Raw genomic sequence first — 12,253 nt, 5'->3', positions numbered from 1 at the left:
GCGGCCCGCAATTTCACCCGCCGACACGGAACACCCGCAGCTGAAGTGCCAGCGTGGAGTAGTACCCGACGAGCGAGGTCAGTTCGAACACGACGGCATCGCCGAGAGTGGTGGATGCCTCCGCCCAGCGCACGTCATCGAGATCGCCGTCGAGCAGCGCCACCACGGTGTGGCCGACGACCGCCTCGTCGCCCTCGAACGATGACAGGTCCTCCGTCCGGATCGCGCTCAGTTCCGCCTCGGTAAGGCCCACCGCTCTGCCGATGGCCTCGTGTGCCTCGCGCTCGAAAACGCTGTGCCACCGTGCGGCCACCAACAGGATGGCGATCTCCCGCGCGCGATCGGTGAGGTGTGTGCGGTACCGGATCGCGGCGCCGAGGTGCTGCAGGGCGGCGCCCACGGCGGGCGACAGCAGCAGCGCATCGAAGGGTCCCCGCAGCGAGCCGTCCTCGGCGGTCAGCGCGAAGTGCTGCGGCCCCTGGGCGCGGGGGCCGCCCACGATCGCGTCATACAGCGCGCGCTGGTCGGAGTTCAGCGCGGCGGGCGGCCTCGGCTGGATGCGCGGCTCGAGAGAAGCTGCCATGGAATTCCTCCTAGGCCAGTGGGTGTGAATCTGATTCAATCAGTAAAAGTCACTTTTGCTTAGCGAATAGAGCGAACCGCAGGAGCCCGGGCCGACCGCACGAACCGGGCTGACCGCACGACCCGCGCGAACCATTGGAGGACCAGCATGGCCGAGATCCACGATGTCGCCCTCACCGCCGCGGAGTTCGACTTCCGCCTGCGTGTCTACCCGGCGCCCGAGCCGACGGGCGGCGTGCTGGTCTGGCTCCATGGCGGGGCCTTCATGTTCGGCACGCTCGACATGCCCGAGGCCGACCAGGTCGGTCGGCGGCTCAGCGCCGCCGGCACGACCGTCGTGTCGGTCGACTACACGCTCGCGCCGCTCGACGCGCTCGACGCACTCGGCCCGCCCGAGCCTCGTGAGGGGATGCCCACCCCCGAGCAGATGAAGGCCGAGATGGATGCCGCCGGCCCGCGTGCGGCCTATCCCGTGGCGTCCCTCCAGACTGTCGCCGCTTTCGACTGGGCGGTGCAGAACGCCGGGCGCTTCGGCGGATCACCGGGGCGGGTGGCCCTCGGCGGGGCGAGCGCCGGAGGGAACCTCGCCGCCGGGGCCGGAGTACGGCTCCGCGACCGGGCGTCGGCAGACGGCGCAGCTGCTGTGCCGAGCGCCCTCGCCCTCGTGTACCCGGTGCTGCATGCCCCGCTGCCGCCGGCGAGCGAGGAGCTCGTGGCGCTGCTCGCGGGGCTCCCGCACTCACTCACCTTCCCGCCTGAGTCAACGGACGCCATCAACCGCAACTATCTCGGTGGCGGCGACCCCCGCCAGGCACACGCGATCGAACCGTACGCCTTCCCGGGCGGACACGACATGACCGGCTTGGCTCCGACCCTGATCGTGACCGCTGACCGGGATCGCCTGCGCGCCTCCGGCGAAGCGTTCGCGGCCGAGTTGGCGCTGGCCGGCGTCGACGTCCGGCTCGTGCGGCTCCGCGGCGCGCTGCACGGCTTCCTGAACGAGCTGGGCGATCCGGCGGCCGAAGCGACTCTCGCGCTGCTCGCCGATGCTGTCGCGGGAGCGCCGGCCGCGTTGACACCGGCCCTCAGCGTCCGCTAGATTCATTGAGCGAAAGCAAATTTCACTCAATGAACACACCCGACCACGCGAGGAGGCGCCGATGACGGTCCCGAACATCATCGACGCCGCGCTCGGGGCATCGACCCACGCCGACACCGGCTGGCTCGGCCTCGAGGGCGCCCGCGTGCTCATCGCCGGCGCCGGCGGGATCGGCGGCGCGTGCGTGCTCGCGTTCGGGGGGGCCGGGGCATCCGTCGCCGTCGTCGACCGCGACGCCCGCGCACTCGACGCGATCGGCGCCGACCTGAGCGCCATGGGAGCCCCGCACGCGCTGATTCAGGCCGATCTGACCGAGCATGGGGCCGGCGGCCGCGTCGTGGCCGAGGCGGTCGAGCGCCTGGGTGGCCTCGACGTCCTGCTGCATGCGGTCGGCATCAATGACCGCCGGCCGATCCTCGACTTCACCGAGGACGAGTGGGACATGATTCTGCGCGTCAACCTCTCCTCGCTCTTCGGCCTCGCGCAGGCCGCCGGCCGCCACATGGTCGAGCAGGGCCACGGCCGGGTGCTCGCGCTCTCGAGCGTTTCCGGGCTGCTCGCCCATCACTCGCACGGCCCATACGCCGCCTCGAAGGGCGGCATCAACCAGCTCCTGCGCGTCATGGCGCGGGAGTGGGCATCGGCGGGTGTCACCGTCAACGCCCTCGCGCCCGGCTACATCGAGACGCCGCTCACCGCCGACCACCTGTCCAAGCCCGGCAAGCGCGAGGAGCTGGAAAGCCTCGTTCCCGCCGGACGGCTGGGAACCCCCGACGAACTCACCGGTCCGGCGCTGTTCCTCTCTTCGCGTCACGCCGGTTTCATCACGGGACACGTGATGTACATCGACGGCGGACGCACGCTGGTCTGACACACACAGTTCCCCGCGCCCGAGCCCTGAACCCTGAGCTTGTCGAAGGGTCGAAGGGTCGAGGGGTCGAGGGGTGGAAAAGGAGATCACCATGGCAGACATCTATCCCCGCTTCGCCGGCAAGACCGTGCTCGTCACCGGCGCCGGCACCGGCTTCGGCGCCGAGATCGCGGTGCGCGCGGGCCAGGAGGGCGCGAAGGTGGCCGTGCACTACCGGTCGTCGAAGGCGGGCGCCGAGGCCACCCTGCAGCGCATCCGGGATGCCGGCAGCGACGGCATCCTGGTGCAGGCCGACATCGGCTCGTGGGACGCGATCAAGAAGATGGCGGATGAGGTGTTCGAGGCGTTCGGCACGCTCGACGTGCTCATCAACAACGTCGGCGACGTGTCGAGCGAGCAGATGTCGTGGCAGGAGCTGACGCAGGAGGCGCTGGACGCGGTCATCGACATCGACGTCAAGGGCACGCTGCTCATGACCCACGAGTTCGGCGCCCGGATGCTGGAGCAGGGGCACGGCAGCATCGTGCAGGTCGGGTCGACGGTCATCGTCCGGGGCAGCGCGCGGGCGCCGCAGTACGCCGCCGCGAAGTACGCCATCCTCGGCATCACGAAGTCGTACGCCAAGGCCTTCGCGCCGACGGTGCGCGTCAACACGTTCGCGCCGGGCTTCATGGAGACCGAACGCCTTCTGAACCGCGAGGACTGGAAGAGCGGCCGTCGGGAGGTGCTGCTGTCGCAGACGCCGATGGGCGTCATCCCGCCTCCCGAATTCGTCGCCGGAACCTGCCTGTGGCTCGCGACCGACGAGGCCGCGCACCTGACCGGCTCCTACATGCTCGCCGACGGCGGCTTCAACATGGTCGGCGCGTGACCCTTCGACGGGCTCAGGGACCGAAAACACAGGAGGAATAGACACATGAAGCTCATCACCTTCGACGGCGGACGCGTCGGCCGGCTCGAACTCGAGGAGGGCATGGTCATCGAACTCGACGTGCCCTCGACCCGCGAGTACTTCGAGCGGGGCGGCGAGGTCGGCGAGACCGGCGAGCGCCTCGCCTTCTCCGACGTGAAGCTCGAGGCGCCGATCCGCCCCAAGAAGTTCTTCCACACGGCGGGCAACTTCGCCGACCACCACAACGAGCTCGCCGCGGTCGACTGGTCGCATCCGGTGCACAAGGGCATCGTGTTCTTCCAGAACGTCGACGCGATCATCGGCCCGGACGACGCCATCGTGTACCCGGAGAGCCTCACCAAGGAACTCGACTACGAGCTCGAGCTCGCCATCATCATCGGCAAGTCCGGCAAGTTCTTCGGTCCGGACGAGGCGCAGGACTACATCGCCGGCTTCACCGTGTTCAACGACATCACGGCGCGCGACATCCAGCGCAAGGAGATGGAGTCGGGGGTCTTCTCCTTCAGCAAGGGCATCGACACGTTCTGCCCCATCGGCCCGTGGATCGTCACCGCCGACGAGGTGCCCGACATGCACGAGCTCCCGATGCAGCTGCGCGTCAACGGCGAGGTGCGCCAGCAGGGCAACACGAACCAGACGCGCATCAGCTTCCCGCACCTGGTGGCATACCACTCGCCGCAGATCTACAGCGCGGGCGACATCATCACGACGGGCACGATCTCGGGGGTCGCCGCTGTGCAGCCGAACCCGTTCGACTTCTACCTGAACCCCGGCGACCAGATCGAGGCCGAGATCACCGGCATCGGCATGCTCCGCAACCACGTGGTCAGCTGGCAGGACGCCTACGGCGAGCCGGCGCCGGAGCGGGTGGACTGGTGAGGCTCGCCAACCTGGCGGGGCGCGCCGTCGTGGTCACCCCTTCGACGGGCTCAGGGACCGGCGGGGCAACAGCCTCGGGAGCCGGCGCGGTGGACGTGGAGCGTGCGTCGAACGGCCGTTTCGGGCCTGATCCGCAGGCGCTGTTCGACGAGTGGGACGCTTTCGCCGCGTGGGCGGGGCAGGTTCCGGATGCGCCATCCACACCCCTCGACGAATCCGCTCTGCGCGCGCCCGTCCCGCGTCCCCGGCAGGTCTTCGCCATCGGCCTCAACTATGCCGAGCACGCGGCGGAGGCGGGATACCCGCCGGATGCGATGCCGGTCACCTTCACCAAGTTCCCGACGAGCATCGTCGGGCAGGACGAGGTCATCGAGCTCCCCGACGGCAACGTCGACTGGGAGGTCGAGCTCGTCGTCGTGATCGGCCGCGAAGGGCACAAGCTCGACCGTCACAGCGCGTGGGACCACGTCGCCGGCCTGACCATCGGCCAAGACCTCTCCGAGCGCATCACGCAGCTGCAGGGCTCTGCGCCCCAGTTCAGCCTCGGCAAGTCGTTCCCGGGCTTCGGCCCCACCGGGCCCTGGCTCGTGACGCCCGACGAGTTCGCCGACCGCGACGACCTCGCCATCTCCTGCACCCTGTCCGGGGAGCAGATGCAGTCCTCGCGCACGTCGATGATGCTCTACGACGTGCCGGAGCTGCTCGTGCGCCTCTCCGCCGTCTGCCGACTGCTGCCGGGCGACATCATCTTCTCGGGCACCCCGGCGGGCATCGGCAACCGTCGCACGCCGCCGCGCTTCCTCGGTCCCGAGGATGTGCTCGTCAGTGAAATCGAGGGCATCGGCACCCTCACCACCCGATTCACCCGCTGATCCCGGTCGCTGAGCGGAAACCCGGTCGCTGAGCTGAACCCGGTCGCTGAGCTGAACCCGGTCGCTGAGCTGAACCCGGTCGCTGAGCTGAACCCGGTCGCTGAACTGAACCCGGTCGCTGAGCTGAACCCGGTCGCTGAGCCTGTCGAAGCGTCGAACGACACAAAGGAGTCCACATGGCCGCCACCCGCTGGCGAGCGATCGTCGACAACGACTTCGCCGGCGACCCGGACGGGCTCGTCTCGCTCGCCCACGTGCTGCTCACGGATGACGTCCGCGTCGAGCTGATCAGCTGCACGCCGGTCGATCCGGGTCTCGCGGGGCTCGTGGGAGTCGATCCCACGTCCACCGCGGCCCTGGGCGGGCGGGAAGCGCACGCGCTGCTCGAGGTGCTGTCGATGGAGGGCCCGGACATCGTCGTGGGCGCCGAGGCGTTCGGGTCGGGCGCGGAACCCTCCGCCGCCGCCCAAGCGATCGTCAAGACCTGCATGGCCGATGGCGATGTCCCGCTGGCGATCCTGTGCGGCGGTCCGCTCACGAACATCGCCGCCGCGATCGCGCTGGAGCCGCGCATCTGCGAACACGCGACCTTGGCGTGGATCGGAGGCAGCGGCGCCGCATCTTCGGGCGACGGCGCTTCCCCCGAATACAACCGCGATACGGATGCCGCGGCCGCAGCCTTCGTCCTCGCATCGTCCATCCCCGTCGTGCAGGTGCCGCGCGAGACGTACGAGCGCCTCCGGGTCTCCCTCGCCGAGGTCAAGTACGACCTTGCCCACGGATCCTTTCTCGGAGCGTGGCTCGCGGACCGCCTTCTCGACGTGCCGCACTTCGTGACCCTGCACGGGGCGATCACGCTGGGCGACAGCGCGCTGGCCGCCCTCGTCGGGCTCGACGCGACGTTCGGACCTCCGTCATCCGAACGCGGGCAGACGAGTACCGGCGAGCGGTTTCGCCGAACGGTCAGCGACATCGACATGCGGCTGCTGTGGGGCGATTTCCTCGCGAAGCTGCGACTGCACGAACGCGAGTCTCACCACCGGGAGGACGCTCGATGACCGACCCCGAATCGACGGCGAGTGGATGCCGGGACCTCAGGGTCGAGTATCTTCGCGCGCCGATCGGCATCGGCGTGCGAGTGCCCCGCTTCTCGTGGATCGCCGATCACGCGCAGGATGCGTACGAGCTGGAGGTGTCCACCGCGGACGGCCGCTCGGTCTGGCGCAGCGGAACGGTCGCCGGCGCGGAGACATCGCTGGTGCCCTACGCCGGCGAGTCTCTCGGCTCGAACTCGGCCTGCAGCTGGCGCGTGCGCAGCCGGGCTGCCGGCGGAGTCGACGGAAATTGGACCGAGTGGGCGACATCCACGTTCGAGACCGCCTTGCTGGACGCGGCCGACTGGGTCGCCGCGTGGGTCGAGCCGGCCCAGCAGGATGCCCTCGTCGAGCGCTGGAGCATCCTCGACTGGATCCGCGGCCTCGGCCCCGACAGTCCGCCGGAGGAGCGGCTGCGCCCGCCGCAGCTGATCCGCCAGTCGTTCGTCGTGCCGAGGCGGCTCGCGCGCGCCCGCCTCTACGCCACCGCCCGTGGCGTCTACTCCGCGTTCGTCAACGGCCGTCGAGCCGATGACCAAGTGCTCGCGCCGGGGTCCGACAGCTACGAACACCGCATCTCGGTGCAGTGCTACGACGTGACCCAGGCGCTCACCGAGGGCGAGAATGTGCTCGGGATCGCACTCGCCGACGGCTGGTGGGCCGGCCGGCTCGGCCTCACGGGTTCGAGTGCCCAGTTCGGCACCCGGACCTCCGCGATCTGGCAGCTGCAGCTCGACTACGCCGACGGAACGACCGAGGTCGTGGCATCCGGGACCGACGCGCGCAGCGCGCCCGGCCCGTGGGCGTACGCCGACCTCTTCATCGGCGAGCAGTTCGACCGCCGGGCGATGCCCGTCGGCTGGGATCGCGCCGGCTTCGACGACCGCGAGTGGACGCCGGTGGCCGACGTCGGCCGCGACCACAGCCTGCTGCGTCCCTTCACCGGCGAGCCCGTCCGTCGAGTGAACGACTTGGCGCCGGCACAGATCACCGCAACCGCCGAGGGAGCGATCGTGGATTTCGGCCAGGTACTGGTCGGTCGGGTGCGCCTCCGGTTGCGCGACACGACCCCGGGTCAGCGGGTGATGATCGAGCACACCGAGACCCTCGCGGCCGACGGCACGTGGTTCGCGAACATCACCGGGATCAACAAGGAGCAGGCGGACGTCTACGTCGCGGCCGGCGGGGGCGCCGAAGGCGACGCTGAGACCTGGGAGCCGGAGTTCACCTTCCACGGGTTCCGGTACGCGCGGATCAGCGGACTCAGCGCTCCGCTCCAGCCGGAGGACGTCACCGCCGTCGTGCTGGCGAGCGACCTGGAGGAGACCGGGTCGTTCTTCACCTCCGACGAGCGCCTGAACCGCCTGCACGAGAACGTGGTGTGGAGCCAGCGCGGCAACTTCCTCTCCATCCCGACGGACTGCCCCCAGCGCGAGCGCGCCGGCTGGGCCGGTGACCTCCAGGCGTTCGTCGGGGCGGCCGCCAACAACGCGCAGATCGTTCCGTTCCTCTCGCGGTGGCTCGAGAACCTCCGAGCGGATCAGCTGCCGGACGGCCGCATCCCCATCTTCTCGCCCCGTTCCCCCTTCGACGCGGAGGCTGCGGCGAGCGCCCAGGGGATCGGCGCCATCGTGGCCGCGGCCGGCTGGAGCGACGCGATCGCGATCGTGCCGTGGACGCTGTTCGAGCGGTACGGCGATCGTCATGTGCTCGAGGAGAACTACGACGCGATGCTGCGCTGGATCGAGTACCAGCACCGCATCGCGGCATCCGAACTGCCCGACGCCCTCGTGGGCGCGGATCTGCCCGAGGAGCGTCTCCGCGCCCAGGCCCTGCTCTACAACACGGGCTCGCACTTCGGCGATTGGCTGACGCCGAGCACCATGGAGGGCAAGCCGACGCACGAGGCCATCGGCATCGCACCGGCGCTCACGAGCGAATACATCGCGCCGATGTTCCAGGCGCAGACGCTCGCGATCGCCTCGCGTGTCGCGTCCGTGTTGGGCCGGGACGCGGATGCCGCAGGCTTCGCCACCAGGGCGGCCGACGTGCGCGCCGCCTTCGCGGCGGAGTACGTCGACGAGCACGGCGACCTGCCGGTGCGCCTTCAGGGGGTCTACGTGCTCGCGCTCGCCTTCGGCATGGTGCCGGGCGAACGACGCGCGCGCACGGCGGCGCGGCTCGTCGAGCTGATCCGCGACCGGGGCGATCGCCTCGACACCGGGTTCCTCTCGACCCCGCACCTGCTCGACGTGCTCTGCGACTCCGGCTATCCGGAGGTGGCGCGCGCCCTCCTGTGGCAATCCGAGATGCCCTCATGGCTCTATGAGGTGGACCGAGGCGCGACAACGATCTGGGAGGCGTGGGACGCGATCGCCCCCGACGGTGAGATCCGGCCCATGTCGTTCAACCACTATGCGCCGGGGAGCATCGACGACTGGCTGTATCGCTGGGTGGCCGGCATCCGCCCGACCTCACCCGGCTACCGGACCGCGGTCCTGCAGCCCGACTTCGACGCGGGGGTCGACGCGGTGCGCGCCTCCGTGGGCACCCCCTACGGCCCGCTCGCGGTGGAGTGGACGCGGGCGGGAGACGCGGCATCCGTCACCGTCGAGGTGCCCCACGGGGTGACCGCGACCCTCCGCACGCCGGAGGGCGAGCTGCCGCTGGATGCCGGGCGCAGCACGCACCGGGTGGAACTGACTACCGCACCCTCGCCTCAATGGGGCTCCGCCCCAAACCCCCGAGGTGCTACCGCACCCTCGCCTCAATGGGGCTCCGCCCCAAACCCCCGAGGTGCTACCGCACCCCTCTCATCAGCCTGAGCACGGGCTTGACCGCGAAGAGCAGGGCGGCGCCGATCCCGATCGCGATCAGGCCGAGGATCGCGAAGTAGGGAAGCTCGTTGTCGACGTCGAAGAACTGGGCCAGCCATCCGGAGATCGCCGTGCCGAGCGCGACCGACAGGAAGAACAGGGCGACCATCTGGGTGTGGAATGCCTCCGGCGCGAGCTTCGTGGTGACCGAGAGGCCGACCGGTGAGAGCAGCAGCTCCGCGACGGTGAACACGAAGAGGATGAGCACGATCGCGAGCAGCGGCGTCGAGTTCGCCCCGCCGCCGGCGAACGGGATGAACAGCAGGAACGCGAGCCCCATGATCATCGTGCCGAGCGCGAACTTCACCGGGGTCGAGGGCTGACGCGTGCCGAGCTTCGTCCACAGTGCGGCGAAGACTCCGGAGAGCACGATGATGAACACCGGGTTGATGGACTGCACCCACGACACCGGCATCTCCCAGCCGAACAGGTCGCGGTTGAGCTTCTTGTCGGAGTAGATGGTGAGCACCGTGAACTGCTGCTGGTACAGCGACCAGAATCCGACGCTCACGATGAAGAGCGGGATGAACCCGAAGACGCGCGAGCGCTCGGTGGGAGTGATCCGCTTGCTCGAGAGGATGACGGAGAAGTAGGCGATCGTCGAGCCGAGCACGGTCACGATGACGACGGCCGACAGGTTGTCGGCGCGGATGACTCCGAGGAGGATCAGCACCGCGATGAGCGCGATGCCTGCGACCGCCAGGCCGATGAACAGGCCGTAGCGGGACCGGGGCAGCGGATTGCGCACGACCCGCGACTCGGCCGGCAGGTCCTTGCGTCCGAACGAGTACTGCAGCAGTCCGATGCCCATCCCGACCGCGGCGATCGCGAAACCCCAGTGGAAGCCGAGGGCCGACTGCAGCAGGCCCGTCAGGATCGGACCGAGGAAGGCTCCGAGGTTGATGCCCAGGTAGAACAGCGAGAACCCGGCATCGCGGCGCGGGTCCTCGGGGGTGTACAGGGTGCCGACCACGGAGGTCGCGTTGGCCTTCAACCCGCCGGATCCGAGGGCTACGAGCACGAGGCCGACCCCGACGCCCGTGAACCCGGGCAGGATGGCGAGCGAGATGTGACCCGCCATGATCACGACGGCGCTGACGAACAGCACGCGCTCCGAGCCGAACATGCGGTCGGCCAGCCACGCCCCGACGATCGTGGACAGGTAGACGGCGCCGCCATAGGCCCCGACGATCCCGGCCGCGGTGGTCTCGTCCATCGCGAGGCCGCCCTCGGCGACGGAGTAGTAGAGGTAGATGAGGAGGATGCCCTGCATCCCGTAGAAGCTGAAGCGCTCCCACATCTCGACGCCGAACACGTGCGCCAGCGCCCACGGCTGCCCGAAGAACCGGGTATCGCGGTCGCCGGGATGGCCTGGCTGACCGAGGACCGGTGCCGCGCTGACGGTGGCCGCGCGAGCGTCCGCGCGGGTGCGGGGGGCATCCGTGTCCGAGGTGGGGGGTGCGACCGGCGCCGGCTCCGAGCCGTCGTGCGTCTCGTCCATGCGGTCAGGGTAGTGCTCGCCGGGCTCGGGCACGACCCCCGGGGCCAACCATGGCGCTGCCCGGAACCGCCGTCTAGCCTGGGGGAACCGAGACCGCTGGAGGCCCGCATGCCCGCTCGACGCCCCGCACCGCTGAAGATCCCGCTCGCCGCCGCGAGCGTCCTGGTCGCCTCGCTGTGCATCGCACCCGCCGCACACGCTGCACCCGGCAACCCCGGCACACCGCGGTACGGCCCCGGGACGGCAGGGGTGGGCGACCCGTACTTCCCCCTCGCCGGCAATGGCGGGATCGACGTGCTGCACTACGATCTCGACCTCGACTACACACCACCGGCTGCCGGGGCGCCGCTGACCGGCGAGCTGCAGGGCGTGGCGACGATCGACCTGGTCGCGACCCAGGATCTCCGCAGCTTCAACCTCGACCTTCGTGGGCTGACCGCCACCCAGGTCGTCGTCGGTGGCAAGGCCATGGCGTTCTCGCAAGACGACAAAGAACTCGTCGTCAGCCCGCGCCCGAAGCTGAAGGCCGGCGCACAGACCGAGGTCGTCGTGACCTACGGCGGCACGACGACCCGGCCGGAGGACATCGAGGGGGCGCTGTACGGCTGGGTCACAACAGCCGATGGCGCGATGGTCGTCAACGAGCCCGACGGCGCACCGACGTGGTTCCCCGCGAACGACCACCCCACCGACAAGGCGTCGTACTCGTTCGAGATCACGGTGCCCGAGGGGCTCGTGGCCGTGGCGAACGGACTCCTGCAGGGGTCCGAGACCTCTGCCGGCCGCACAACGTGGCTGTGGGATGCGCCCGACCCGATGGCGGCCTACCTCGCGACCGCGACCGTCGGCGACTTCGCCTTGTCGCAGTACACGGCGGCCAACGGCACTCCGATCATCGACGCCATCGACGCCGACCTCATTCCCGAGAACCGGGACATCACCAACGCGTCGCTTGCGCTGACCGGAGAGATGCTAACCTTCTTCGAGGAGCGGTACGGCCCGTATCCCTTCATCGCCTACGGCGCGATCGTCGACGACGATTCGGTGGGCTACGCGCTCGAGACGCAGACGCGCTCGTTCTTCTCTCGCGTTGCCCGCGAGGGAACCGTCGCCCATGAGCTCTCCCACCAGTGGATGGGTAACCACGTCAGCCCCGAGCGCTGGTCGGACATCTGGCTCAACGAGGGCTGGGCGACCTACTCCGAGTGGCTCTGGAGCGAGGATCAGGGCCGTGCCACCGCCGAGGAATCCTTCCAGGAGGTGCTGGCCATTCCCGCCGACGACGAGTTCTGGGAGACCGTTGTGCGGGACCCGGGGCCGTTCGGCATCTTCTCCGGTGCCGTCTACGACCGGGGTGCGGCGACGCTGCACGCCCTGCGAGGCGAGATCGGCGACGACGCGTTCTTCGCTCTCGCGAAGACGTGGGTCGCCGAGTTCGGCGGCGGCACGGCATCCACAGACGACTTCATCGCGCTGTCCGAGTCGGTTTCGGGCCAGCAGCTCGACGCCTTCTTCGACGTCTGGCTGGCCGCCCCGACGAAGCCGGTGAGCTGGTAGCGCTGCGGG

Annotated in this window: 10 protein-coding genes; 8 read left to right on the top strand and 2 right to left on the bottom strand. The window is 69.7% G+C overall.

From position 1 onward, the window contains the following. Nucleotides 1–13: 13 nt before the first annotated feature. Nucleotides 14–583 carry a carboxymuconolactone decarboxylase family protein gene (locus ACLQ2Q_RS14630; RefSeq protein ID WP_425821207.1) on the bottom strand — a complete coding sequence of 190 codons (570 nt, stop codon included), beginning with the start codon at nt 581–583 and terminating at the stop codon, nt 14–16. A 147-nt stretch (nt 584–730) separates the two neighbouring features. On the opposite strand from ACLQ2Q_RS14630, the gene ACLQ2Q_RS14625 reads away from it, so the two are divergent. From ACLQ2Q_RS14625 to ACLQ2Q_RS14595, 7 genes are all read left to right on the top strand, one after another. Further along, nucleotides 731–1,681 carry an alpha/beta hydrolase fold domain-containing protein gene (locus ACLQ2Q_RS14625; RefSeq protein WP_425821206.1) on the top strand — a complete coding sequence of 317 codons (951 nt, stop codon included), beginning with the start codon at nt 731–733 and terminating at the stop codon, nt 1,679–1,681. A 61-nt stretch (nt 1,682–1,742) separates the two neighbouring features. Beyond that, nucleotides 1,743–2,552, top strand: a complete 810-nt coding sequence (locus tag ACLQ2Q_RS14620) for an SDR family NAD(P)-dependent oxidoreductase (RefSeq protein ID WP_425821205.1) — start codon at nt 1,743–1,745, stop codon at nt 2,550–2,552. Between the two features lie 91 nt (nt 2,553–2,643). Further along, nucleotides 2,644–3,423: an SDR family NAD(P)-dependent oxidoreductase gene (locus ACLQ2Q_RS14615; protein ID WP_425821204.1), complete on the top strand. Its 780-nt coding sequence runs from the start codon at nt 2,644–2,646 to the stop codon at nt 3,421–3,423. A gap of 45 nt (nt 3,424–3,468) precedes the next feature. Beyond that, nucleotides 3,469–4,344: a fumarylacetoacetate hydrolase family protein gene (locus ACLQ2Q_RS14610; protein WP_425821203.1), complete on the top strand. Its 876-nt coding sequence runs from the start codon at nt 3,469–3,471 to the stop codon at nt 4,342–4,344. Continuing rightward, a complete protein-coding gene (locus ACLQ2Q_RS14605; protein ID WP_425821202.1) occupies nt 4,341–5,216 on the top strand; it encodes a fumarylacetoacetate hydrolase family protein in 876 nt (291 codons plus the stop codon). Before ACLQ2Q_RS14610 ends, ACLQ2Q_RS14605 begins: the two co-directional genes overlap by 4 nt. A gap of 176 nt (nt 5,217–5,392) precedes the next feature. Then, on the top strand, nt 5,393–6,274 hold the full coding sequence (locus ACLQ2Q_RS14600; RefSeq protein WP_425821201.1) for a nucleoside hydrolase: 882 nt from the start codon (nt 5,393–5,395) through the stop codon (nt 6,272–6,274). Next, nucleotides 6,271–9,135 carry a family 78 glycoside hydrolase catalytic domain gene (locus ACLQ2Q_RS14595; RefSeq protein ID WP_425821200.1) on the top strand — a complete coding sequence of 955 codons (2,865 nt, stop codon included), beginning with the start codon at nt 6,271–6,273 and terminating at the stop codon, nt 9,133–9,135. The genes ACLQ2Q_RS14600 and ACLQ2Q_RS14595 overlap by 4 nt, the downstream gene beginning before the upstream one ends. Here ACLQ2Q_RS14595 and ACLQ2Q_RS14590 read toward each other — a convergent pair. Beyond that, complete coding sequence (locus ACLQ2Q_RS14590; RefSeq protein ID WP_425821589.1) at nt 9,110–10,486, bottom strand: peptide MFS transporter; 1,377 nt, start codon at nt 10,484–10,486, stop codon at nt 9,110–9,112. The genes ACLQ2Q_RS14595 and ACLQ2Q_RS14590 overlap by 26 nt on opposite strands. 309 nt (nt 10,487–10,795) lie before the next feature. On the opposite strand from ACLQ2Q_RS14590, the gene ACLQ2Q_RS14585 reads away from it, so the two are divergent. Beyond that, on the top strand, nt 10,796–12,244 hold the full coding sequence (locus tag ACLQ2Q_RS14585; RefSeq protein WP_425821199.1) for a M1 family metallopeptidase: 1,449 nt from the start codon (nt 10,796–10,798) through the stop codon (nt 12,242–12,244). Nucleotides 12,245–12,253: the final 9 nt, after the last annotated feature.

The organism is Microbacterium sp. DT81.1, assembly GCF_049844955.1.
Taxonomy (GTDB): domain Bacteria; phylum Actinomycetota; class Actinomycetes; order Actinomycetales; family Microbacteriaceae; genus Microbacterium.
This window is presented reverse-complemented; position numbering and strand designations above follow the sequence as displayed.